This is a genomic window from Cupriavidus gilardii, assembly GCF_013347325.1.
Classification (GTDB): Bacteria; Pseudomonadota; Gammaproteobacteria; order Burkholderiales; family Burkholderiaceae; genus Cupriavidus; species Cupriavidus gilardii.
Window position 1 is genome coordinate 2,127,674 of record NZ_CP054626.1, and the last position, 24,256, is coordinate 2,151,929.

Genomic DNA, 24,256 nt, shown 5'->3' on the forward strand with positions numbered 1-24,256 from the left:
TGGCGCGCTCCGGCCGGTGGCCGCCGTTTATTGGAACGACCCCACCCGGCCCAGGTTGCCGAGATTCATCCAGATCAGGAATGCCTTGCCGACGATGTTCTCGTCCGGCACGAAGCCCCAATAGCGCGAATCCAGGCTGTTGTCCCGGTTATCCCCCATGACGAAATAGTGGCCCGAAGGCACCTTGCAGGTCACGCCCTGCTGATTGTAAGTGCAGTTTTCGCGGAAGGGAAAATCTGGGTCGGCGCCCGCCACGAAGGCCGGGCGGTCGGCGTCGTTCAGGATGCCATGCGGCGCGCCGCCCGGCAGGGTTTCCTTGTAATGCTTGGAATACGACAGCCGCTCCTCGTCCAGATAGTCGGGCAGCGCGTCGTATTGCGCGGGCTTGCCATTGACGGTCAGCCGCTTGTTTTCATAGGTCACCACATCGCCGGGCACGCCGATCACGCGCTTGATGTAATCGAGCGACGGATCCTTCGGATAGCGGAACACCATCACGTCGCCGCGCTGCGGCTCGCCCAGCGAGACAATCTTCTTGTTGACCACCGGCAGACGCAGGCCGTATTCGTACTTGTTGACCAGGATGAAATCGCCGATCAGCAGCGTCGGGATCATCGAGCCGGACGGGATCTTGAACGGCTCGACCACGAACGAACGCAGCACGAACACCGCCAGGATCACCGGAAAGAAGCTGGCCGAGTATTCGAGCCACCACGGCTGGCGCAGCTTCTCCTCGGCCAGCCTGCTGCGCGAGGATTCGAACTCGGTGCCGGAGCCATGCCCCGGCATCGCGGCGCGGCGCGCATCGAACTCGGCCAGGGCGGCCTGCGCCGATACGCGGCGCTGCTTCTGGAACACCAGCTTGTCGGCCACCCAGGCAATACCGGTGATGACCACCAGCACAAAAAGGATCAGTGCAAAATTCATGACGGCTAGATCGTTGGCGAAGTCTTATTGGTGCGGACCGGAGGGCATCGGGGCTGCGCCGGCGTTGCGCCGGTTCGCCACGCTTGCCGTCCGGCGCGTCATTTCTCTTCCACCTGCAGAATGGCCAGGAACGCTTCCTGCGGAATTTCGACCGTGCCGACCTGCTTCATGCGCTTCTTGCCGGCCTTCTGCTTTTCCAGCAGTTTCTTCTTGCGCGAAATATCGCCGCCATAGCATTTGGCCAGCACGTTCTTGCGCAGCGCCTTGACGTTTTCGCGCGCGATGATGTTCGAGCCGATCGCCGCCTGGATGGCGACGTCGTACATCTGGCGCGGAATGATTTCACGCATCTTGGCGGCGACTTCGCGGCCCCGGTATTGCGAATTGGAGCGGTGCACGATGATCGAGAGCGCATCGACCTTGTCGCCGTTGATCAGGATATCGACCTTGACCACATCGGAAACGCGGTACTCCTTGAACTCGTAATCCATCGACGCATAGCCGCGCGAAACCGATTTGAGCCGGTCGAAGAAATCGAGCACGATCTCGGCCATCGGAATCTCGTAGGTCAGCTGCACCTGCTTGCCGTGGTAGCTCATGTTGACCTGCGTGCCGCGCTTCTGCGTGCACAGCGTGATCACGGCGCCGACGTAGTCCTGCGGCATGTACAGATTGACCGTGACGATCGGCTCCAGGATCGCGTCGATCTTGCTGGGGTCGGGCATCTTGGCCGGGTTCTCGACCTGGGCCATGGTGCCGTCGCGCATCTGCACCTGGTAGACCACCGTCGGCGCGGTGGTGATCAGGTCCATGTCGAACTCGCGCTCGAGCCGCTCCTGCACGATCTCCATATGCAGCAGGCCGAGGAAGCCGCAGCGGAAACCGAAGCCCAGCGCCTGCGAGACTTCCGGCTCGAACTGCAGCGAGGCGTCGTTCAGGCGCAGCTTTTCCAGCGATTCGCGCAGCGCCTCGTACTGGTTCGCCTCGACCGGATAGAGGCCGGCGAACACCTGCGGCTTGACTTCCTTGAAGCCGGGCAGCGGCGCCTCGGCCTTGCGCGCCACCGTGGTGATGGTGTCGCCGACCTTGGCCGCCTTCAGTTCCTTGATGCCGGCGATCACGAAGCCGACCTGTCCGGCCGACAGCGCTTCGCGCTGGATCGACTTGGGCGAGAAGATGCCGACCTGCTCGACCAGATGCTGCGAGCCGTTGGCCATCAGCAGCACCTTGTCCTTGGGACGCAGCGTGCCGTTGACCACGCGCACCAGCATCACCACGCCGACGTAGTTGTCGAACCACGAATCGATGATCAGCGCCTGCAGCGGTGCGTCCGGATCGCCCTTGGGCGGCGGCACCTTGGCGATCAGCGCCTCGATCACGTCCTCGACGCCCTGGCCGGTCTTGGCCGAGCACGGCGTCGCGTCATGCGCGTCGATGCCGATCACGTCCTCGATTTCCTGGATCGCGTTGTCGGGATCGGCCTGCGGCAGATCGATCTTGTTGAGCACGGGCACCACTTCGACGCCGAGCTCGATCGCGGTATAGCAGTTGGCCACGGTCTGGGCCTCGACGCCCTGCGAGGCATCGACCACCAGCAGCGCACCTTCGCAGGCGGACAGCGAGCGGCTGACTTCGTAGCTGAAGTCGACGTGTCCCGGGGTATCGATCAGGTTCAGGTTGTAGACCTTGCCGTCGCGCGCCTTGTAGCTGAGCGCCGCGGTCTGGGCCTTGATCGTGATGCCCCGCTCCTTTTCGATATCCATCGAATCCAGGACCTGGGCCTCCATTTCGCGGTCGGAAAGGCCCCCGCACAGCTGGATGATGCGATCGGCCAGGGTCGATTTCCCGTGGTCGATATGGGCAATGATCGAAAAGTTACGGATATGGTCCATCGGTTGGTCAGGGGAGCGCCGCGGCAGCGCATTGGCAACGGGCGATGGCGACGTACGCGCATCCGGCCGCGGCACAGCATGTCATGGGCGGAGGGACGGGCGGCCCGCCGGGCGCGCCTGGGCCCGGCCGCAGGTTGGTGGCACGCTTGCGCCCGACCGTTTCCACGGTCGGCGGCTTTCGCGCCAGACGGCGATTTTACCGGATTTTCAAGGGGGTCCCGCAGCTCAATCGCGCGGCGGAACGGGAAAATGCGGGGCAGCCGAAATCGGCAGGGTTATCTCGTCGCCCCACGCAGCGGGAAACCCGGCGACGCGCACGATGTGCGCGCGGAAAGACGCCGGCTCCCCGCTTGCACGGGGACGCGGAGACGAGGCAGCGTCGTCGATCAGCGGGCGGCGCCGCCGTTCGGGCGCAGCGTCAACACCTGGGTGGCGTCACCGCGGCGAACGAAGATTGCCGCCATGCGGCTCTTGTCCAGGCCGCGCACCAGCTCGTTGAACTGGCGGGCACTGGTCACATCGGTGTCGCCCAGACGCAGGATCACGTCGCCCGGACGGATGCCCGCGCGCGCCGCGACCCCTTCGGCCGCCTGGACCTCGACGCCCGACTTGATCTTCAGCTCGCGCAGCCGTGCCTCGGACAGATCGCCGACCACCAGGCCCAGCGCATTGGGCTTGGCGCCTGCCGCGCCGTCATCGCCCGGCGTGGTGCCGGCGCGCGGACGCGGCTTGGCATCCGGCTCGAGCTCGGCCACGGTGATGGTGACCTCACGGGTCCCGCCCTTGCGCCACAGCTGCATCGGCACCCGCGAGCCCGGCTTGGTCTCGCCGACCAGGCGCGGCAGGTCCGAAGCGCGCTCGATATCGCGGCCGTTGAACTTCAGGATGATGTCGCCCGCCTCGATGCCGGCCTTTTCGGCCGGACCGCCGGGCTCGACGCTGCCGACCAGCGCGCCGCGCGCGCGGCCCAGGCCCAGCGAATCGGCGACCTCCTTGGTGACATCGCCGATCGCCACCGCGATCCGGCCGCGCGTGACCTTGCCGGTCGACTTCAGCTGCTCGCTGACGCGCAGCGCCTCGTCGATCGGAATCGCGAACGAGATGCCCATGTAGCCGCCGCTGCGGCTGTAGATCTGCGAATTGATGCCGATCACCTCGCCGCGCAGATTGATCAGCGGCCCGCCCGAGTTGCCGGGGTTGACCGCGACGTCGGTCTGGATGAACGGCAGGTAGTCGCCGGTGTCGCGGCCCTTGGCCGACACGATGCCGGCGGTCACGCTATTGTCCAGGCCGAATGGCGAGCCGATGGCCAGCACCCATTCGCCGACGCGGATCTTGTTCGAATCGCCCATCTGCAGGCGCGGCAGGCCGTTGGCATCGACCTTGAGCAGCGCGACGTCGGTGCGCCGGTCGGTGCCGATCAGCCTGGCCTTGAACTCGCGCTTGTCGGGCAGCGTCACGTAGATGGTTTCGGCGTCGGCGACCACGTGGGCGTTGGTCATCACGTAGCCGTCGGCGCTGATGATGAAGCCGGAGCCGACCCCGCGGCTCTGCTCCTCGCCCTGCGGCGGCTGGCCGCGGCGCGGCGTTCCAGGCGGCGTGGGCGCGCCCGGCATCGGGATGCCGAAGAAGCGCCGGAAGAACTCGGCCATCTCCTCGTCCTCGGGCGTCATGCCGCGCGAACGCACGCGCTCGGTGGTGCGGATGTTGACCACGGCGGGGCTGACGCGCTCCACCAGGTCGGTGAAGTCGGGCAGGCTGTAGTTCGAGGCGGCGGCCTGCGCATGGACCGGCGTGGCCAGCATGGGACCCACCGCCAGCACGGCGGCCAATGCCATGGTCCTGGCCACGGCGTAATAGTTTGACGACATGGTCGACTCCCGCGAGTTCAGCGTAACAGGGTAAGCAAGCCGGGGCGCCCGGTCCAGTCGGGGCCAGCCCGGAGGCTGTCCACGGAACCGTCCGAAGAACTTCCGGAGAATGTCCGGACAATGTCCGGAGAATGCGCCCGGGCGTGTGCGGGCGGGCGCGCCGGCGCGCGCCGCATCCCGGCTCAGCGTGGCTTGGGCGCGCGGTATTCCACCGCGGCCGCGAACTGCTTGACCGTGGCCGCCGGCACCTCGCCGACGACGGTGATCCAGAAATCGGCGACCTTGCGCACCACCACCTGGGTCGCGCCCAGCGAGGCAACGCCCTCGCGGCGCACCCGCTGATCCGATACCGGCTCGATGAAGACCGACAGCCCGGTCAGGCCATCGCTGTAGACGACCTGCAGCACCTCGAACACCTGTTCGCGGCCGCTGCCTTGCGGGCTGCGCAAATCGCCCAGCGGGCGGCGCACCTCGCGAATCTTCTGGAAGCCCTTGACTGGCACCGCGATCAGCCAGCCCTCTTCGGCGATATTGGCCGGCTGATAGTTGATCTCGTAGCGCTGCCAGTTGCTGGCATTCTTGATCGCGCCGAGGATCTTCTGCTTTTCGGACGGCACGCCGATCTCGATCTGCGAGAACGCGACCTGCTCGAGCACCTTGCCGCCCTCGCCGATGGTCTGCGCGCGCATCAGCAGGCCCGAGTGCTTCTCGGCCCAGAGGCGGACCGCATAGCGGGCACCGTCGTGCGGCACCAGCGAGAACACTTCGCATTCCATGCCCGCCACGCGCTCGGGCGAGAGCCTGCGCATCTCGTAGAGATCGAGCACGTCGCCCTTGTTGGTGGCCAGCAATGCCGGGAAGCGGTCCTTGGCGTCCTGGCGCTCCACCACGACAAGCTTGGCCTCGGGGATCAGGCTATGGACGATGTCGTTCTGGCGCAGCACCTCGCGCGGCTTGCCGTCGAGCGTCTCGAGCCGCTCGTACTCGTTGTGCACCAGGTCGCTGAAATGCTGGATGCGCGAGGCATGCATGACGCTGCCGCGCTGGTAGATCAGAGTACCGACGTAGTTTTCGCGCTGCGCGGCGCGGTGAATCTTGCCAAGCCAGGCCGCGGCATCGCGGCGCGCCAGCGTGGGCTCGGGCGTTTGCGCCGTCGCCACCGCGGCCGTCAGGCACAAGGCGAGAAAAAAGGACCTCCTCAGGGCCCTTATTCCTTGTGCGCCCGCTGCATGGGCGGGCGCCCATCCTTTTTGCATGTCCGGCATTATTCCTGCGTGTTGTCCTGAGAGAAGCTTGCACTATTGGCGACGTTGCGCATGGTGGGCACCATGGCATTGGTCGTCACGGACACCCGGTGAGCCCGCAGGTACTCGTCCAGGCGCGGATCGCGAATCATCTGGCCGGCGTCGGCCGCGACGGTCAGCACGCCGCTGGCCTTGGGCGCCGCGGGGACGCCTTCACTGGTGCTGGCCACGATGGCGCCGGGCGCGGCCGGATCGGCATCGCGCATCTGCGGCACGACCACCCAGCTGACTGCCGCGACGGCAGCCGCGATCGCGGTGCCCGGCATCACGCGGCGCACCCACGACGGGCGCAGCAGAAGGCGATGGCGGCGGACCGGCGCATCGGCCAGCGCGGCCGGCGCCAGCAGGTGCGGCTCGTCTTCGAGACGGCTCGCAAAGCGCGACACGAAAGCCGCGGTCGAGCCGGCATGGGCGAGATCCTCGGAACGCAGCGTGTCGCCGATCAACTGGAACACCGACCATTGCTCCTGGCCCGGCTCGCTCTTGGCGAGCGCCAGCACGGCCTCGAATTCATGCGGCGCCAGTTCGCCGTCGATCAATGCGGAAATCTGCTCCGCTGCCTCGGGCGCATGAACCGATTGCCTGTGAGCCTGACCCATTTCCAACCCCTCGATAACCATCGAACACCGAACAATCCCGTCACAATACTGTCGCTTCTCGATGCAGGAGCAGGCTGCAACGCTGGCCGCACGACATGTCTTTGACTTCTACCACCGCTTGCCCTCCGCCGTTCCCAGCAGCGGGCGCAATTTTTCCGCAATCGCTTCGCGTGCCCGGAAAATGCGCGATCTGACCGTACCGATCGGACACCCCATCGCTTCGGCGATTTCCTCGTAACTGAGGCCTTCGATCTCGCGCAGCGTGATGGCGGTTCGCAATTCTTCCGGCAGGGCCTCCATGGCGCGGTTGACGGTGTCCGCCACCTGGCGCGTATGGAGCATCGACTCCGGCGTATTGATATCCCTTAGTTGCTCACCATCCGCAAAAGTTTCAGCCTCTTCGGCATCGATGTCGCTGGACGCTTCGGGCCGCCGGCCCTGCGTGGCCAGGTAGTTCTTGGCCGTGTTGACAGCGATCCGGTACAGCCAGGTGTAGAACGCCGATTCCCCGCGGAATTGGGGCAAGGCGCGATATGCCTTGATAAAGGCATCCTGCGCCACATCCTCGACTTCAGCGGGGTCCCTGACCAGACGCGAGATCAACCGGATGATCTTGCGGTGGTATTTGGCCACCAGCAGTTCAAAGGCCCGCTTGTCGCCCTGCTGGACGCGTTCAACAAGGAGCTGGTCGGCTTCGCGTTCGCTCACGAATAGTTCACCTGCAGTGTATCTCTTGGTATCGCCGTCAAAACAAACGTTGTATTTTACCTACGCCGCACCCCGCGAAACGACCGCGGAGCGAAAAGCGTATTGACAGCGGTGGCGAATGCCACCGGGCGTCAGTATGCATTAAGCGGCACCGCTTGGGCCGCCAATCGTGTCGCCTGCCGCGTTCAAAGCGATCCCGGCGCCCCATGCAGTGCGCGTAGCAGCGCCCGCCGCGAGGCATCGGCCGCTTCATCGCGGCCATCGGGAACGCCAGCGCTCCCCATCAGCAGCACGCGCGGCACGTCGGCTTGCGCGGCCTGCGCGGGCGCCAGGCGCAGCACCGCGGCGACACTACCCAACTGCCAGCACGCCATGACCCGGGCCCGCGCTTCGGCGCCCTCGGGCAACGCGACCACGATCTCCGTCGCCGAACCGCCCGGCGCGATCCGGACAAGGCGGCATGCCGCCGCCAGCCATGCGGCTCGCCACGCGCGGACACCCGAGAGCGTGGCCGCCGCCGCGAGCACCGCCCACCACAGCGGCGCCGTCTCCCCCGCCCGCCATCCCTGTTCCGCCCGCCACAGCAGCCACAGCAACGCGGCAAGCTCGCAGCCCAGGAACGCCATCAGCAGCCAACGCTGCGGATGACGCCCCGGGAACGGGAAGCAAGGGAGCGGCCGGCGGGAGCCGGCTTCAGGCACGACGGAAGACGAGCGTGCCGTTGGTACCGCCGAAGCCGAAGTTGTTCTTGACGGCTACGTCGATCTTCATTTCACGCGCGGTGTTCGGCACGTAATCGAGATCGCACTCGGGGTCCTGATTGAAGATGTTGATCGTCGGCGGCGCGACCTGATGATGCAGGGCCAGCACCGTGAAGACCGACTCCAGGCCGCCGGCGCCGCCCAGCAGATGGCCGGTCATCGACTTGGTCGAGTTCACCGCGATCTTGTAGGCGTGTTCGCCGAAGGCCAGCTTGATCGCGTCGGACTCGTTCTTGTCGCCCAGCGGCGTCGAGGTGCCGTGCGCGTTCAGATAATCGACTTCGTCCGGATTGACGCCCGCGTTCTTCAGCGCATTGACCATGCAGCGGCGCGGACCGTCGGTATTCGGCGCCGTCATGTGGAACGCATCGCCGCTCATGCCGAAGCCCGACAGCTCGGCATAGATCTTGGCGCCGCGCGCCTTGGCCGACTCGTATTCCTCGAGCATCATCACGCCGGCGCCCTCGCCCAGCACAAAGCCGTCGCGGTCGACATCCCACGGACGCGAGGCGGCCGCCGGATCGTCGTTGCGGGTCGACAGCGCACGGGCCGCGGCAAAACCGCCGATACCGAGCGGCGATACAGTCGATTCCGCGCCGCCGGCCAGCATCGCGTCGGCGTCGCCGGCCTCGATCAGGCGCGCGGCCAGGCCGATGCTGTGCAAGCCGGTGGTGCAGGCGGTCACGGCGGCCAGGTTCGGGCCCTTCAGGTTGTGGTTGATCGACAGGTGGCCGGAGATCATGTTGATGATCGAACCGGGCACGAAGAACGGCGAAATCCGCCGCGGACCGCGATTGGTCAGTTCCGCGTGCGTGTCCTCGATCATGGGCAGGCCGCCGATGCCCGAGCCGACCAGCACGCCGATGCGATCGGCGTTGGCCTCGGTCACTTCCAGGCCGCTGTCGCGCAGGGCCTGGGTGCCGGCCGCGATGCCATAGTGGATGAAGGTATCCATATGGCGGGCTTCCTTGGCGGGAATGTAATCCTCGACGTTGAAGCCCTTCACTTCGCCGGCGAAATGCACGGCCAGCGCGGAGTGATCGAATTTGGTGATGGTGGCAATGCCGGACTTGCCGGCAACCAGATTGGCCCAGCCTTCGGCAACCGTGTTTCCGACCGGAGACACAAGGCCGAGCCCGGTGACGACGACGCGACGACGGCTCACTATGATTTCCTACGGGTGGATGAGGCAAGGCGGAACGGGCGGGAAGCCCGCGGCACCGTCAAGGCGCCAAGGCGATTCCGCCGCGCCGGCAGGCCGGCGCACCGGCCAATCTGCCGGCCGGACCGACGGCGCGAATCCCGGCCGGCAGTTCGGCGGCACGATGGCCGATGATGGAGCCAGGTTCGGCCCCACCGCAACTCCGCTTGCTCGAACAAACGAAAGCCACAGAAAACGGCACAACGGGATCTGGCGACCCCTCTGCCCGTTTTCTGTGGCCCGGAATCCGGATACGACAGGCTTAGGCCTTGACGTGCGCCGACGCGTAGTCGATGGCCTGCTGCACGGTCGTGATCTTTTCGGCTTCCTCATCGGGAATTTCCATGCCGAATTCATCTTCCAACGCCATCACGAGTTCGACCGTGTCGAGCGAGTCGGCGCCGAGGTCGTTCACGAACGAGGATTCGTTCTTGATGTCGGCTTCGGCGACGCCGAGTTGCTCTGCCACGATCTTCTTGACGCGTTGTTCGATATTGTCCATTTAGCCCTCCAGGGAAGTTCGACAAAAAAGTGGGCGCATTTTAGCAGGTTTGGCCTCTGAAAATGCCGTCCGCAGTCTTTCGCAAGAAATGCGCCCGTTCTTCTAAAAAAGGGGGTGACGCCAAGGCGTCGCGCCCCCCTCAGTTCATATACATGCCACCGTTGACATGCAGCGTGGTGCCGGTCACATAAGCCGCCTGCGGACCGGCCAGGAAAGCCACCGCGTTGGCGATGTCCTCCGGCTGACCGAGCCTGCCGAGCGGAATCTGGGTCTTGAGCGCGGCATGCTGCTCTTCCGACAGCACCTTGGTCATATCGGTATCGATAAACCCCGGTGCGACGCAATTGACGGTGATGTTGCGGCTGCCGATTTCGCGGGCCAGCGCCCGCGTCATGCCTTCCACGCCCGCCTTGGCCGCAGCATAGTTCATCTGGCCCGGGTTGCCGGTCGAACCGACCACCGAGGTGATGTTGATGATGCGTCCGCCGCGCGCCTTCATCATCGGCCGCAGCACACCGCGCGACAGGCGGAACACCGCCGTCAGGTTGGTATCGATCACCGCGCTCCAGTCCTCGTCCTTCATCCGCATCGCCAGCTGGTCCTGCGTGATGCCGGCATTGTTGACGAGGATGTGGATGCCGCCGTGATTCTTGACGATCTCGTCGATCAGCGCCTCGCAGCGCGCCGCGTCGTTGACGTCGAGCACCGCGCCGGCGCCCTTGAGTTGCTCGGCGGCCAGGTACTCGCCAATCGCGGCGGCGCCCTTTTCGCTGGTGGCCGTGCCGATCACCAGCGCGCCCTGCCGGGCCAGTTCCAGCGCGATCGCGCGGCCGATGCCGCGCGAGGCGCCCGTCACCAGCGCGACCTGATTGTCCAGGGTCTTGCTCATCCCGTTGTTTCTCCTTGTTGCGGTGCGTGCGGATCAGCCGCGCACCAGCGCCAGCGTGTCCTGCAGCGAGGCCGGATCGACGATCGCGCCGCCGACCAGATTGCCGTCGATGCGCTTGGTCAGCCCGGCCAGCACCTTGCCCGGACCGCACTCGATCACATGGGTGACGCCGTCGGCGGCCATCTTTTGCACCGACTCGACCCAGCGCACCGGCGCCGCGGCCTGGCGCACCAGCGCATCCTTGATCGCCTCGGGATCGTCGACGATGGCGACGTCGACGTTGTTGATCAGCGGAATCGACGGCGCCGAGAACGTCAGGCCGGCCATGCGCTCGCGCAGGCGGTCCGATGCGGGCTTGAGCAGCGACGAATGGAACGGTGCCGACACCGGCAGCGGCAGCGCACGCTTGGCACCCTTGGCCTTGGCGATCTCGCAGGCCTTCTCGACCGCTGCCTTGCCGCCGGCGATCACGACCTGCGCCGGCGCATTGAAATTGACCGCTTCGACCACGCCGGCCGCCGAGGCCTCGGCGCAGGCGGCGCGCACGTCGTCGTCGGACAGGCCGAGGATCGCGGCCATGCCGCCCTCGCCCACCGGCACCGCTTCCTGCATCGCCTGGGCGCGGAAGCGCACCAGCGGCACCGCGTCGGCAAAGGCAATCACGCCGGCGGCGACCAGCGCGGAATACTCGCCGAGGCTATGGCCGGCCACCAGCGCCGGGGCCGGGCCGCCGGCCTCGCGCCAGGCACGGTAGATCGCCACCGCGGCGGTCAGCATCACCGGCTGGGTGTTGGTGGTCAGGTTCAGCTCTTCGGCCGGCCCTTCGGCGATCAGGCGCGCCAGGTCCTGGCCCAGCGCGTCGGACGCTTCCTGCAGCGTCGCGCGCACCACCGGGTTGTCGGCGAAGGCATTGAGCATTCCGACCGACTGCGAGCCTTGGCCGGGGAAGACGAATGAGAATTTCATCGGTTTCCGATCGGTTTGAAAATGGAATCGTCGGCGCCATCGCGCATCGGCCGCGCACATCATCGTGCCGCGCGCCGATGGCTGGCACCGGCTTGCGAATTACATGCGCAGCAGCACCGCGCCCCAGGTGAAACCGCCGCCCACGCCTTCCATCAGCACGTGGTGGCCGGGGCGAATGCGCCCGTCGCGCACCGCGACGTCGAGCGCCAGCGGAATCGATGCGGCCGACGTGTTGCCGTGTTCGTGCACGGTCGCGATCATGCGCTCGAGCGGCAGGCCCAGCTTCTTCGCGGTGCCCTGCATGATGCGGATATTGGCCTGGTGAGGAATCAGCCAGTCGAGCTTCTCGGCCGGAAAATCGGCCGCGGCCAGCGTCTCGCGCGCGACCTTGTCGAGCACGCTGACGGCGAGCTTGAACACCGCCTGGCCATCCATGTGCAGGAACGCATTGCCGGTGATATTGCCGGCCGCGACATTGCCCGGCACGCACAGGATATCGACGTGGCTGCCGTCGGCATGCATCGCCGAGGACATCACGCCGGGCTCGTCCGACGCGGTCAGCACCACCGCGCCGGCGCCGTCGCCGAACAGCACGCAGGTGGTGCGATCGTTGAAGTCGAGGATGCGCGAGAACACTTCGGCGCCGATCAGCAGCACGTTGCGATGCGAGCCGCTGCGGATGAACTTGTCCGCGGTGGCCAGCGCATAGGCAAAGCCGGAGCAGACCGCCTGCAGGTCGAACGCCGCGCAGTGGTTGGTGATGCCGAGCTTCTGCTGCACCAGGCAGGCGGTGCTCGGAAATACGTAGTCCGGCGTCGAGGTGGCGACGATGATCAGGTCGATCTGCTGCCGGTCGATGCCGGCCGCTTCCAGCGCGCGCTCGGCCGCCTTGACCGCCAGATCGCTGCTGGTGACATCGGGCTCGGCCCAGTGGCGCGCCGAGATGCCGCTGCGCGAGACGATCCACTCGTCGCTGGTCTCGATGCCCTTCTCGGCCAGCTGCGCCGCGAGCTCGTGATTGGTGACGCGCCGCGGAGGCAGGTAGCTCCCCGTGCCGATGATTTTTGCGTAGCTTGTCATGTGGTGTCGGATCGTATTGCCGGACTCAGCGCGACCCCGGCGCGGCGGCATGCCGGCCTGGCCGGTGCTGGCGCACGAGGCGTGGGACCAGGGGCACCGGCATCGCCGCTGCCTCGGTAATGCTGGGCAGGATCATGCGGCGTGTGCGCTGCGACCCGCGTCGGGCGGGTCTGTCTCCTGGCCCGCGGATGCGGTGCCCGCGGTGCTCGTCTTGTTGGCGAACGCCTGCGAAATCCGGGCGATGACGCCATTCCTGGCCGCATCATACCCGCGTTTGATAGCCCACTCAAAAGAGTGGGCATCGGCGGAACCGTGGCTCTTGATCACCAGCCCGCGCAGCCCGAGCAGCGAGGCGCCGTTGTAGCGGGCCGGATCGAGCCGGCGCGCCAGCCGCGTCAGCACCGGCATCGCGATGCCGGCCAGCAGCTTGGTGAACCAGGAGCGCGTGAATTCCTCCTTGATCATGCTGCCGATCATCTTGGCCAAGCCCTCGGTGCTCTTGAGCGCCACGTTGCCGACGAAGCCGTCGCACACCACGATGTCGGTGGTGCCCTTGAAGATGTCGTTGCCCTCGACGTTGCCGTAGAAGTTCAGCTCCGAGGCGCGCAGCAGCTCGCCGGCGCGCTTGACCACCTCGTTGCCCTTGATCACCTCCTCGCCGATGTTCAGCAGGCCGACCGTCGGGTGTTCCTTGTGGTCGACCACCGCGACCATGGCCTCGGCCATGCGGGCAAATTGCAGCAGATGTTCGGGTTCGCAGTCGGCGTTGGCGCCCAGGTCCAGCACCGTGGTGCCCCAGCCCTGTTCGTTCGGAATGGTGGTGGCGATGGCCGGGCGCTCGATGCCTTCGAGCGTCTTGAGCACATAGCGCGACACGGCCATCAGCGCGCCGGTATTGCCGGCCGAGATGCAGGCGTCGGCGCGGCCTTCCTTGACCTGGGTCACCGCGACGCGCATCGAGGAATCCTTCTTCTTGCGCAGCGCGACCTCGACCGGGTCGTCCATCGTGATCACTTCGGTGGCGGCCACCACGGTCACGCGCGGATGGTTCAGCGCGTGCAGCTTGCGCAGCTGCGGCTCGATGGCATCCGGCCGCCCCACGAGCACCATCTCGGCATCCTCGTGGGCGGCAAGAAAACTGATCGCCGCCGGCACCGTCACGGACACGCCGTGATCGCCACCCATGCAGTCGATAGCGAGTTTGATCGTCATTGTTTGCTGATGCGCGAGGCGCCGAATCCGCGCTGCGGAGGCCTCGCAGGGAAAGCGGCGCCAGCGTTCACGCTTGCCGCGGCCAACAAAAAAGCGGCAAGGAGTTTGCCGCTTCTTTGTATGTCTTCTACCTGCAAGCGCGTGCGGGACGCAGCGTCACGCCGAGCGAATGCGTCAGTCGTTCTTGGTCTTGACGACCTTGCGGCCACGGTAGTAGCCGTTCGGGCTGACGTGGTGACGCAGGTGCGTTTCACCGGTGGTCGGCTCGACTGCCAGCGGCGCGACGGACAGGTGATCGTGCGAACGATGCATGCCGCGCTTGGACGGCGACTTCTTGTTCTGTTGAACAGCCATGATGACTCCTTGGAGAATTTGCGGATATTAACACACGCATCCTGCACGAGGCGTAGCCGGGCCCGGCCGGATGCTGATTACGGTACGACGTTGTTACTGCCGAAGCGCGCCGCCGCGGACCTGGTCCGCGCGTCAGTGCTTCGTCTTCAGACTGGCCAGCGCCGCAAAGGGCGACGGCCGCTTTTCTTCTTCCTGCTCGTCCTCGGGTTCCGGCTCGACGCTGCCGTCGGCTCCGGTGACCAGGCTCTCATGGACTTCGGGGCAGACCTCGTGCTTCGGCGCCACCGGCAGCGACAGCAGGATCTCGTCCTCGATCAGCGCCAGCAGATCGAACCGGCGCGAGCCCGCGATGACATCGATCTCGTCGTCGTCCATCGGCGCGGCATCGGCCTCGGCTTCGCTGGCCACCACCTCGAACCGGGTCGCGGTCGAGATCGGCTCGGCGTAGACCGCCAGACAACGCTGACAGTTCAGCCACATGCTGCCCTGCACCGCCAGATCGAGAAACAGGCGCCGGCGCGCCGGCTTGCCGGGCTCGGCCGCTTCATCCTGGGCGGAACCGCTCATCGTGTAGCGGAACCGTTCGTCCGGGGCCGAGGCTGGCGCTTCGGCGGAGGTCTCGGCTATGATGCGCGGCAATTCACGCGCCGCGATCTCGCCGGCCGCCGAGCCCGAGGACCGGCAGAACTCGAAGAGATCGAACGCTTGCAAGTCGATGGGCTGAGTCATGTCGCTGGGTGCGCCTGTGATGCAGGGCGCTGGCAATGCTGCTGAACGCTGGTCCTGTCGCCGCAGCGGCCATCGAGTGACGAGGCCTCCGCATTACGCCGCACGAGGCGCTGGCAGGACGCCACGCGGCGGATGCCTGCGCGGTAAAACGCGTGATTATACGTCGAAATCTGAGCCGCAGTCAAAGTCGCCCGCGCTTTGCCTGTTGCGCATTCCTCTTTCGCTTCAATCACTTATATGTCTTCCGCCGTGACACCCGCCGCGCCATCCGCGGCACCGCTTCCCTCGGCACCGGCCGCGGCCCCCAGGCTGATTCTTGGCTCGAGCTCGCGCTATCGCCGCGAGCTGCTGGAGCGCCTGCGCATTCCGTTCGAGATCGACGTGCCGGACATCGACGAGACGCCGCTGGCCGGCGAGGCGCCGGAGGCGACCGCGCTGCGTCTGTCGCGCCGCAAGGCAGAGGCGATCGCCGCCCGTCACCCCGGCGCGCTGGTGATCGGCTCCGACCAGGTCGCCACGCTGGACGGCGTCCAGGTCGGCAAGCCGGGCTCGCACGAGCGAGCACTGGAGCAGTTGCGCTGGATGCGCGGCCGCACGGTGACGTTCCATTCGGCGCTGTGCCTGCTGGACGGGCGCAGCGGCGAGGTCCACCTGGAGGAGGTGCGTACGCTGGCGACCTTTCGCGAGCTCGACGACAGCGAGCTGGAGGCCTATCTGCGGCTCGAGCAACCCTATGACGTGGCCGGCAGCGCCAAATCGGAAGGACTCGGCATTGCGCTGCTGTCGCGCGTCGAGGCCGACGATCCGACCGCGCTGGTCGGCCTGCCGCTGATCGCGCTGACCGGCATGCTGCGCCGCGCCGGCTATCCCTTCTTCACGGCCTGATTCCGCGGGCCTTCCCTCTCCGCTGTCGAGGACATCGACCCATGAGCGGCACGCTATACCTGATTCCCAACACGCTGGGCAAACGCGACGAGGCCGACCCGCTGCCGGCCGTGATCCCGGCCGACGTGCAGCAGATCGCCGCCAGCCTGGACTACCTGGTCGCCGAGAACGCCAAGACCGCGCGCGCCTATCTGAAGAAGCTGGGGCAGACCTGCCCGCTGGCGCGGCCGATCCAGCAGATCGAGATCCGCGAGCTGAACGTCAATACGCCCGAGGCCGCGCTGGCGGAGCTGCTGGCCCCGGTGCTGGCCGGCCGCGACGGCGGCCTGCTGTCGGAGGCCGGGGTGCCGGCGGTGGCCGACCCCGGCGCCAATCTGGTGCGGCTGGCTCACGCGCGCGGCGTGCGCGTGCGGCCGCTGGTCGGGCCCAGTTCGATCCTGCTGGCAGTGATGGGCTCGGGGCTGAACGGCCAGAGCTTTGCCTTCAACGGCTATCTGCCGGTCGATCCGGCCGAGCGCACGCAGCGCCTGCGGGAACTGGAGCAATGGTCGCGCAAGCACCGGCAGACCCAGGTCTGGATCGAGACGCCGTATCGCAACGAGGCGCTGCTGGCGGCGCTGAAGACCACCTGCGCGGGCACCACGCTGCTGTCGATCGCGGTGGACCTGACGCTGCCGACCGAGACCATCGTCACGCAGCCGCTGTCGGCCTGGCAGCCGGGCCGGCTCGAATTGCACAAGCGGCCGGCGATCTTCTCGATCCTGGCGGCCTGAACGCCGCGCTGCCCCACGCGCCGGCCGGCGTCAATACAGCGACTGCAGCCGCGAACTCCACATCAGGGTCTTGGCGGCCGCGGTCCCGACCGCGGCGCCGAAGCGCTTGGCGACGCGCTCGGCGATGTTCTCCTTGACCGTGTAGTCGACGATGTCCTCGGCCTTCAGCACGTCGCGCGCCACCGACTCGGCGCTGCCCAGCCCGTCGGCCAGGCCCAGCTCGATGCTGCGCTCGCCGGACCAGAACAGGCCCGAGAACAGCGTCGGATCGTCTTTCAGCCGGTTGCCGCGCCCTTCCTTGACCACTGCGATGAACTGCTCGTGGATCTGGCGCAGCATCTGCTCGGCGAACGCCTTCTGCTGCGGCGATTCCGGCGAGAACGGGTCCAGCATGCCCTTGTTGGCGCCCGCGGTGTACAGCCGCCGCTCGACGCCGAGCTTGTCCATCAGACCCGTGAAGCCGAAGCCGTCCATCAGCACGCCGATCGAACCGACGATGCTGGCCTTGTCGACATAGATCTTGTCGGCCGCGGCGGCGACGTAGTAGCCGCCCGACGCGCAGATTTCCTCGACCACGACATACAGCGGCTTGGACGGATGCAGCGAGCGCAGGCGCTGGATCTCGTCGTTGATGATGCCGGCCTGCACCGGCGAGCCGCCCGGGGAATTGATCTTCAGGATCACGCCGGCCGCGTTGGCATCGGCGAAGGCGGCCTGCAGCGATGCGTTGATCGACTCGGCACTGGCCGGCGTGCCGGCGGCGATCTCGCCCTCCAGCGTGACCATCGCCGTATGCCGGCCGCTGGTAATGGCGCCGTCGGTCTTGAAGTCGAACAGCGAGAACAGCACCAGCGCGAACAGCGCGAAGCCGGCCAGGCGGAAGAAGATCTTCCAGCGGCGCGCCGCCCGCTGCTCGCGCAGCGTGGCCATCAGCACGCGTTCGAGCACATCGCGCTCCCAGCCGGCGCCGGTCTTGACCGGCCCGGCCGACTCGCCCTTGAGCCGCGCCTTGCGCTCGACCGACTCGCGACGCGCGGCGGCCTCGGCATCGCGGACCTCGGCCTCCAGCGGGTAATCGGCGTGGCGCGCGGTTTCGAGCCGCTCGCCGGCGCCGCGCCCGCCCGGGCTCTCGTCGCCGCGGCCCGGCTCGGCATCCGGCTCGTTCGGATTCACCGGCGGTTTGTTCTGATCTGTCATGCAAATACTCTCGAACGGGCGCCGCTGCGCGGACGTGGCCGACGTTGCGCTGGAGCCCGAAGGTTTCCCGTCAAAAAAAGCGATGCCGATGCGCGGCCGCGGCGTGCCCGCTTACGGGACGGGCGGTGGCGACGGCAGCGAGGGCGGATCGTCGTACGGCGACTCCGGTATCCAGTAGACGGCGCCGTCGCGCTCCTCGACGCGCAGCTTGGCCAGCGACGCGCCGCGGCACGGTCCGCCGACGCACAGTCCGCTGTCGGGTGCATAGGTCGCGCCATGTGTGGCGCACATCAAGTATAGGCCCGACGACTCGAAAAAGTGGCCTTCCTGCCAGTCGAGCTCCATCGGCACATGGGCGCACTGATTCAGATAGCCATGGACCTGCCCCTCGAAGCGCACCGCGAAGGCGCCGATCTCCCGGCCCCCGACCGCAACCGTGAAGCGCACGCCGACGCCGCCTTCGACCAGTTCGTCCGCCGCGCACAGCCGGCGCGCCTGGACCGGCAGGGCCGGGGTATTCGCCAGCGGACCGGTGTCAGGGCCGGAATCAGCCATGGGTATGCAGCCAGTCGCTGAGGTCGGCGATCGAACTGGCGCAGTGCAGCGGCGTCATCGCGCGCAGCGAATCGGCCGGGTGGGCGCCATAGCAGACGCCGATGCCGTGGGCGCCGGCGTTGACCGCCATCTGCAGGTCGTGCGTGGTGTCGCCGATCATCACCGTGCGCGCCATGTCCTGGCCCAGCTCGCGGGTCAGCTCGTGCAGCATCGCCGGATGCGGCTTGGAGAAGGTCTCGTCGGCGCAGCGCGTGGCGTCGAAGAGCGCCGTCAGACCGGTGGCGGCCAGCGCCCGCTGCAGTCCGACGCGGGTCTTGCCGGTGGCGACGCCGAGGAAATAGTGCTGGCCGCGCAGCGCCTCGAGCATGTCCCGCACGCCCTCGAACAGCACCAGTTCGGCGTCGCGCGTCAGGAAATGGTAGCGATAGCGCTCGGCCAGGCGCGGATAGTCGACCGGATCCAGCGTCGGAATCGCATATTCGAGCGCGTCCTTCAGCCCGAGGCCGATCACGTGGCGGGCGGCGTCCTCGTCGGGCACCGGCAGGCCCAGGTCGCGGCTCGCCAGCTGGATGCACTTGGCGATGGTCGGGGTGGAATCCATCAGGGTTCCATCCCAGTCGAAGACGATCAGGTCGAAGCGTTGCCGGGCCATGGGGTTCTCGATCGAAAAAATGGGGCTGCCGGGACGGGATAACGATATCGTCCGGCTACGGGGATGGGGTCGCGGAAGCCGGATTGGGCAGTCCCGCCTGCCCGATCTGCCTGAGCTGCCGCAGGAACGTTTCGCACTCGTCCGGCAGCGGCGCGCTCAGCGTCAGCGCCTGGCCGCTGCCTGGATGCACGAACGTCAGCCGGTGCGCGTGCAGGAACATCCGCTTCAGGCCCGGCCTGGCGCCGGCGCGGGCCAGCGCCTTGTTCAGCGCGAAGTCGCCGTACTTGTCGTCACCGACGATCGGAAAGCCGAGCTGAGCGAGATGCACGCGGATCTGGTGGGTGCGGCCGGTCTTGAGCTCGGCCTCCAGCAGCGTGTAGCCGGGGAAGGAGGCGACGCGGTTGAACACCGTATGCGAGGGCTGGCCGTCGGCCTGCACGCGCACGCGGCGCTCGCCGTCCGGCGTGGTGTACTTGAACAGCGGGAAGCGGGCGTGCTGGCGGTTGTGGCCGAATTCGCCGGCGACGCAGGCGAAATAGCGCTTGTCCATCGCATTGTCGCGGATCTGCTGGTGCAGATGCACCAGCGCGGCGCGCTTCTTGGCCAGCAGCAGGATGCCCGAGGTTTCGCGGTCGAGCCGGTGCACCAGTTCCAGGAAGCGGGCCTCGGGGCGTGCCTGGCGCAGCTGCTCGATGACGCCGAAGGCCACGCCGGAGCCGCCATGGACCGCCACGCCGGCCGGCTTGTCGATCACCAGCAGATGGGCGTCCTCGAACAGCACCGGGAACGAGGCCGCGGGCACGTAGGTATCCGATGCGGCGGCCGTCGCCACACGAAGTGGCGGAATGCGCACAACGTCGCCCAGCTTCAGCCGATAGGTGGCGTCGACGCGGCCTTTGTTGACCCGTACTTCGCCGGAGCGCAGGATCCGGTAGACGTGGCTCTTGGGCACGCCCTTGGCCACCCGCAGCAGGTAGTTGTCGATCCGCTGACCGTCGGCGTCTTCCCCGATGGTCACATACGCCACCTGGGGCGCATCCGTGCCGGATCGCACCTCTTTTTCAATTCGATGGCGTAACTCATTCATTTTCAAATATAATTTCCGCGCTACCCCGGCCATAGCCGGCAGCGCAAGCGGTGTAAGCGAATTGTCGCATTTTACACTTCGGGTCACCGCTGGCCCGGCCCGGTCCCCCGCCATCGCGTAATCCGCAGGCGCCGGACGGGCAAAGTGGCGGTACGGGCCGACAGCTCCGCTGGCGGCCCGTCGCAGTAAATCAAGTAACAAGCAGCACGCACGGTACCGGCTGTGCGCAGGAAAACCGCCCAAAGGCGGGTTCGGCGCGGACTCGGTTCACGTGGGAGCAGAGTGTTCAGGTAGAACAGAATTTGATGGCGGATGCCGATACGGCATTCGCTTCGGTGAGAGAAAGTCCCGCCGCACCGGAAATCGGTGCCGGCCGGTTGCCTGGCCCCTCGCCTGATCGACGACATGGTGACAATCGCGGCGCCCGGTCGCAGAACTCCAACAAGCAGCAGGTGCGCCTGCCTTGTCGGTCGCTCAGGTCGTGGTGGCATGCCGCCGCGTCCGACAACCTTGCTCTTTGACGCGTCCTGGCCGTTCGTGGCCGGCCCCGGTGCGAGCCGAAGCGCAAGCGGCATCCTGTCGTCGCTGCCCTCCCCCGTACCCCGGCCTCCGTCCGATATCGCCGCCTGACCCTGCGCGCAGCTCGCGCATGGCCGGCATGGCGGTCCGAACCCGCGCAGCGCGCCGACGTCTCTCTCTTTCACCCGCGCCCAGCCGGCGGCTTGCATTCGCCCCGGCGCCTTCGGCAATTCTCACGCCACCTCTCGCTTCCTCGCGTGCTTTCGAAACGCCGCGCGGCACCCCTGGTGCCGGCCGCGGCATTGGAACGAGGGTTTGCGATGAAACGCATGCTGTTCAATGCGACGCAGCAGGAGGAATTGCGCGTCGCCATCGTCGACGGTCAGAAGCTGATCGACATCGATATCGAGACCGCCGGGCGCGAGCAGCGCAAGGGCAATATCTACAAGGGCGTGATCACCCGCATCGAGCCGTCGCTCGAAGCGTGCTTCGTCAACTACGGCGAAGAGCGTCACGGCTTCCTGCCGTTCAAGGAAGTGGCCCGCGCCTACTTCAAGGAAGGCGTCGACGTGCGCAACGCGCGCATCCAGGACGCGCTGCACGAGGGCCAGGAACTGATCGTCCAGGTCGAGAAGGAAGAGCGCGGCAACAAGGGCGCGGCGCTGACCACCTTCATCTCGCTGGCCGGCCGCTACCTGGTGCTGATGCCGAACAACCCGCGTGGTGGCGGCGTGTCGCGCCGCATCGAAGGCGAAGACCGCCAGGAGCTGCGCGAGACGATGGCGCAGCTGACCGTGCCCGACGGCATGAGCATCATCGCCCGCACTGCGGGCATCGGCCGCTCGGCCGAGGAACTGCAGTGGGACCTGAACTACCTGCTGCAACTGTGGAAGGCCATCGACGGCGCCGCGCTCGACAACAAGGCGCCGCTGCTGATCTATCTCGAATCGAGCCTGGTGATCCGCGCGATCCGCGATTACTTCCAGCCGGACATCGGCGAGATCCTGATCGACACCGACGACATCTACGAGCAGGCCCGCGCCTTCATGAGCGTGGTGATGCCCGACAACATGAACCGCGTGAAGAAATATCGGGACGACGTGCCCCTCTTCTCGCGTTTCCAGATCGAACACCAGATCGAATCGGCGTATTCCCGCATGGTGATGCTGCCCTCCGGCGGCGCCATCGTGATCGACCACACCGAGGCGCTGGTCTCGGTCGATGTCAACTCGGCGCGCGCCACCAAGGGCGCCGACATCGAGGAAACGGCGCTGCGCACCAACCTGGAGGCGGCCGACGAGATCGCCCGCCAGCTGCGCCTGCGCGACCTGGGCGGCCTGATCGTCATCGACTTCATCGACATGGAGTCGAACAAGGCGCAGAAGGACGTCGAGACGCGGCTGAAGGACGCGCTGCGCCATGACCGCGCGCGCGTGCAGATGGGCAAGATCAGCCGCTTCGGCCTGATGGAGCTGTCGCGTCAGCGCCTGCGTCCGTCGCTGTCCGAGGGCTCGCATATCACCTGCCCGCGCTGCAACGGCACCGGCCATATCCGCGATACCGAATCGTCCGCCCTGCAGGTGCTGCGCATCATCCAGGAAGAGGCGATGAAGGAAAACACCGCCGCGATCCACTGCCAGGTGCCGGTCGAGGTCGCCGCCTTCCTGCTCAACGAGAAGCGCCAGGACATCAACCTGATCGAGCTGCGCTTCAAGGTCAACGTGCTGCTGATCCCGAACAAGCATCTGGAAACGCCGCACTACAAGCTCGAGCGCCTGCGCCACGACGATCCGCGCCTGGAAGAAAGCACCGCCAGCTACCGGATGGCCGAGGCCGCCGCCAAGGAACTGGAGGCGGACACCAGCTACAGCAGCCGCAAGAAGGAAGACGCCAAGCCGCGCCAGGAAGCCGCTGTCAAGGGCATCACCCCCGAGCAGCCGGCGCCGGTTTCGGTGCCCCGCCCCGAGCGCGCTCCGCGCCAGGAAGCCCCGGCGGCCAAGCCGGCCGCTCCGGCCGCGGCGACGCAGCCGATCGGCAGCGGCGGCTTCATCGCCTGGCTCAAGGGCCTGTTCGGCGCCCGTCCTGCACCGGCTCCGGTGCAGCCGGCCAAGCCCGCCGCGACGGAAGCCCGTACCGGCGGCAATGGCGAAGGCAGCCGGCGCGAGCGCGGCCAGCGTGGCGAACGTGGCCAACGCAGTGAACGCGGCGAGCGTGGCGATCGCACCGAGCGCGGCGAGCGCCAGGCCGGCCGTGGCCAGCGTGCCGAACGCGGCGAGCGCGCCGAACGCGGTGAGCGGGTGGAACGCGGCGAGCGTGGCGATCGCGCCGAGCGTCAGCCCCGTCAGCCGCGCCAAGGCGAGGCGCAGCCGGCGCAGGCCGAAGCCCGCCAGCCGGACGCCGTGCAAGGCGAACGCGGTGAACGGACCGAGCGCAGCGAGAACCGCCGCGAACGCAACCAGGAACGCCGCGAGCGCCAGCGCGAACGGCAGCGTGAGCGCAGCGAGGCGCGCGCCGCCGATGCCGAGCTGACCGACGTGGAAGCGGGCGTGCCGACCCAGCCGGTGCCGGTCGCTGCACTGACCGACGAGGCTGGCGCGGTCCGCGCCGAACTGCCGGAAACCGCAGACACCGCCGAGAACGGCGAAGGCGAAGAGCGTCGCCGCCGCAATCGCCGCGGCCGCAACCGCTATCGCCGCGAGCGCGAGGAAGGCGCCGCCACGGAAGCCACCGAAGCCGCCGAGGCTGCGGACGCCGAAGGCGCCCAGGGCCAGACCAGCGGCACGATGGCCGCCATGCCGGCCACCGGCCAGGCGCTGGCCGAAGCCGGCGAGGCTGCCGGCGTAACGCCGGTGCCGGTCGCCGCGGTCGCGGCCGCGGAAGCGGAAACCGCGGGCGTCGCACCGACTGCCGGGATGCCGACCCAGGCCGTGCCGGCCGAGCCGGCCCCCGCTCCGGTGATCGCCGCCGAACTGGCGCCGGGCAGCTCGGCCGCGACCCAGGTGTCGCCGGCCGAAGCCGTCGCCCCGACCGCCCCCGCACCCCAAGCGCCTGCCACGGCAGCCGCCGACGCAGTGCCCGCGCAAGCGGCCACCGCGGTGACGGCCGACGCTGCGGCCGAAGCCACCGCCGAAGCAACGGCCGACGTGCCGACCGAGCTCGCCCGGGAAGCCGCGCCGGCACCGGCCGCCGAAGCCGTGCAGCAAGCCCCCGCGGAAGCGGTCGCCAAACCCGCCCCCGAGGCGGTCAACGCCCCGGCAGCACAGCAGCCACAGGCTGCCCCTGCCGCCGCTGTGGCGCCGCTGTCGGCCGATGCGCTCGAGCCGATGCTGAACGCAGCCGGCCTGCAGTGGGTGCACACCGACAGCGCCAAGTACCGTGCCGCGCAGGAAGCCGCCGCGCGCATCGTGCCGGCGCCGCATGTGCCGCGCGAGCGCAAGCCGCTGCCGCCGCTGCCGCAGGGCCCGATGGTGCTGGTCGAGACCGGCGGCCGCGAGGTCACGATGGACGCGCAGCAGTCGGCCGCGCAGCAGTAACGCGTGGCGATCGTCTCGTCGTCCCCGCGCGCGGGGACCCGGGACGTTCCAGCACGCTGC

The 24,256-nt window shown here is 67.5% G+C and carries 22 protein-coding genes; 3 read left to right on the plus strand and 19 right to left on the minus strand.

Translation table 11 applies throughout. The annotated features are described in order from the left end of the window. Positions 1 to 27: 27 nt before the first annotated feature. The 15 genes from lepB to FOB47_RS19850 form a co-directional block, all read right to left on the minus strand. A complete protein-coding gene (gene lepB / locus FOB47_RS19780; protein WP_053822159.1) occupies positions 28 to 927 on the minus strand; it encodes a signal peptidase I in 900 nt (299 codons plus the stop codon). A 98-nt stretch (positions 928 to 1,025) separates the two neighbouring features. Next, positions 1,026 to 2,819, minus strand: a complete 1,794-nt coding sequence (gene lepA / locus FOB47_RS19785; RefSeq protein WP_006578556.1) for a translation elongation factor 4 — start codon at positions 2,817 to 2,819, stop codon at positions 1,026 to 1,028. A gap of 386 nt (positions 2,820 to 3,205) precedes the next feature. Continuing rightward, positions 3,206 to 4,690: a DegQ family serine endoprotease gene (locus FOB47_RS19790; protein ID WP_053822161.1), complete on the minus strand. Its 1,485-nt coding sequence runs from the start codon at positions 4,688 to 4,690 to the stop codon at positions 3,206 to 3,208. Between the two features lie 182 nt (positions 4,691 to 4,872). Beyond that, on the minus strand, positions 4,873 to 5,946 hold the full coding sequence (locus FOB47_RS19795) for a MucB/RseB C-terminal domain-containing protein (RefSeq protein ID WP_174781905.1): 1,074 nt from the start codon (positions 5,944 to 5,946) through the stop codon (positions 4,873 to 4,875). Positions 5,947 to 5,954: 8 nt separating this feature from the next. Beyond that, positions 5,955 to 6,593, minus strand: coding sequence for a sigma-E factor negative regulatory protein (locus FOB47_RS19800; protein ID WP_053822162.1), 639 nt, complete (start codon positions 6,591 to 6,593; stop codon positions 5,955 to 5,957). A 108-nt stretch (positions 6,594 to 6,701) separates the two neighbouring features. Then, positions 6,702 to 7,301, minus strand: coding sequence for an RNA polymerase sigma factor RpoE (gene rpoE / locus FOB47_RS19805; protein ID WP_006578764.1), 600 nt, complete (start codon positions 7,299 to 7,301; stop codon positions 6,702 to 6,704). A gap of 185 nt (positions 7,302 to 7,486) precedes the next feature. Further along, entirely contained in the window at positions 7,487 to 7,927 is a 441-nt protein-coding gene (locus tag FOB47_RS19810) for a hypothetical protein (protein WP_174781906.1), read from the minus strand. A 67-nt stretch (positions 7,928 to 7,994) separates the two neighbouring features. Continuing rightward, positions 7,995 to 9,227, minus strand: coding sequence for a beta-ketoacyl-ACP synthase II (gene fabF, locus FOB47_RS19815; RefSeq protein ID WP_053822164.1), 1,233 nt, complete (start codon positions 9,225 to 9,227; stop codon positions 7,995 to 7,997). 298 nt (positions 9,228 to 9,525) lie between these two features. Next, complete coding sequence (acpP, locus tag FOB47_RS19820; RefSeq protein WP_006577662.1) at positions 9,526 to 9,765, minus strand: acyl carrier protein; 240 nt, start codon at positions 9,763 to 9,765, stop codon at positions 9,526 to 9,528. Positions 9,766 to 9,904: 139 nt separating this feature from the next. Beyond that, positions 9,905 to 10,654 carry a 3-oxoacyl-ACP reductase FabG gene (gene fabG / locus FOB47_RS19825; protein ID WP_053822165.1) on the minus strand — a complete coding sequence of 250 codons (750 nt, stop codon included), beginning with the start codon at positions 10,652 to 10,654 and terminating at the stop codon, positions 9,905 to 9,907. A 33-nt stretch (positions 10,655 to 10,687) separates the two neighbouring features. Next, the gene (gene fabD / locus FOB47_RS19830; RefSeq protein WP_174781907.1) at positions 10,688 to 11,620 is read right to left on the minus strand and encodes an ACP S-malonyltransferase; all 933 of its coding nucleotides are present in this window, start codon (positions 11,618 to 11,620) and stop codon (positions 10,688 to 10,690) included. A 99-nt stretch (positions 11,621 to 11,719) separates the two neighbouring features. Further along, positions 11,720 to 12,700 (minus strand): beta-ketoacyl-ACP synthase III, encoded by a 981-nt coding sequence (locus tag FOB47_RS19835; protein WP_006577659.1) that lies wholly within the window; start codon positions 12,698 to 12,700, stop codon positions 11,720 to 11,722. Between the two features lie 132 nt (positions 12,701 to 12,832). Further along, positions 12,833 to 13,912 carry a phosphate acyltransferase PlsX gene (plsX, locus tag FOB47_RS19840; protein WP_053822167.1) on the minus strand — a complete coding sequence of 360 codons (1,080 nt, stop codon included), beginning with the start codon at positions 13,910 to 13,912 and terminating at the stop codon, positions 12,833 to 12,835. 174 nt (positions 13,913 to 14,086) lie between these two features. Next, positions 14,087 to 14,266, minus strand: coding sequence for a 50S ribosomal protein L32 (gene rpmF / locus FOB47_RS19845; RefSeq protein ID WP_006577657.1), 180 nt, complete (start codon positions 14,264 to 14,266; stop codon positions 14,087 to 14,089). Between the two features lie 132 nt (positions 14,267 to 14,398). Continuing rightward, a complete protein-coding gene (locus FOB47_RS19850; protein ID WP_053822168.1) occupies positions 14,399 to 14,995 on the minus strand; it encodes a DUF177 domain-containing protein in 597 nt (198 codons plus the stop codon). Between the two features lie 237 nt (positions 14,996 to 15,232). On the opposite strand from FOB47_RS19850, the gene FOB47_RS19855 reads away from it, so the two are divergent. Beyond that, a complete protein-coding gene (locus FOB47_RS19855) occupies positions 15,233 to 15,880 on the plus strand; it encodes a Maf-like protein (protein WP_244959341.1) in 648 nt (215 codons plus the stop codon). A gap of 41 nt (positions 15,881 to 15,921) precedes the next feature. Continuing rightward, positions 15,922 to 16,653, plus strand: coding sequence for an SAM-dependent methyltransferase (locus FOB47_RS19860; protein WP_053822169.1), 732 nt, complete (start codon positions 15,922 to 15,924; stop codon positions 16,651 to 16,653). Between the two features lie 30 nt (positions 16,654 to 16,683). Here FOB47_RS19860 and FOB47_RS19865 read toward each other — a convergent pair whose 3' ends face one another. The 4 genes from FOB47_RS19865 to FOB47_RS19880 all read right to left on the minus strand — a co-directional run bounded on the left by FOB47_RS19865 (position 16,684) and on the right by FOB47_RS19880 (position 20,144). Further along, positions 16,684 to 17,850 (minus strand): S49 family peptidase, encoded by a 1,167-nt coding sequence (locus FOB47_RS19865; protein WP_151022603.1) that lies wholly within the window; start codon positions 17,848 to 17,850, stop codon positions 16,684 to 16,686. Positions 17,851 to 17,961: 111 nt separating this feature from the next. After that, positions 17,962 to 18,405, minus strand: coding sequence for a Rieske (2Fe-2S) protein (locus FOB47_RS19870; RefSeq protein ID WP_053822170.1), 444 nt, complete (start codon positions 18,403 to 18,405; stop codon positions 17,962 to 17,964). Then, the gene (locus tag FOB47_RS19875; RefSeq protein ID WP_053822171.1) at positions 18,398 to 19,057 is read right to left on the minus strand and encodes an HAD-IA family hydrolase; all 660 of its coding nucleotides are present in this window, start codon (positions 19,055 to 19,057) and stop codon (positions 18,398 to 18,400) included. Before FOB47_RS19875 ends, FOB47_RS19870 begins: the two co-directional genes overlap by 8 nt. A 55-nt stretch (positions 19,058 to 19,112) precedes the next feature. Beyond that, entirely contained in the window at positions 19,113 to 20,144 is a 1,032-nt protein-coding gene (locus FOB47_RS19880) for an RluA family pseudouridine synthase (protein ID WP_174781908.1), read from the minus strand. Positions 20,145 to 20,983: 839 nt separating this feature from the next. On the opposite strand from FOB47_RS19880, the gene FOB47_RS19885 reads away from it, so the two are divergent. Next, positions 20,984 to 24,196 carry an Rne/Rng family ribonuclease gene (locus tag FOB47_RS19885; RefSeq protein WP_174781909.1) on the plus strand — a complete coding sequence of 1,071 codons (3,213 nt, stop codon included), beginning with the start codon at positions 20,984 to 20,986 and terminating at the stop codon, positions 24,194 to 24,196. The last annotated feature ends 60 nt before the right edge of the window (positions 24,197 to 24,256 follow it).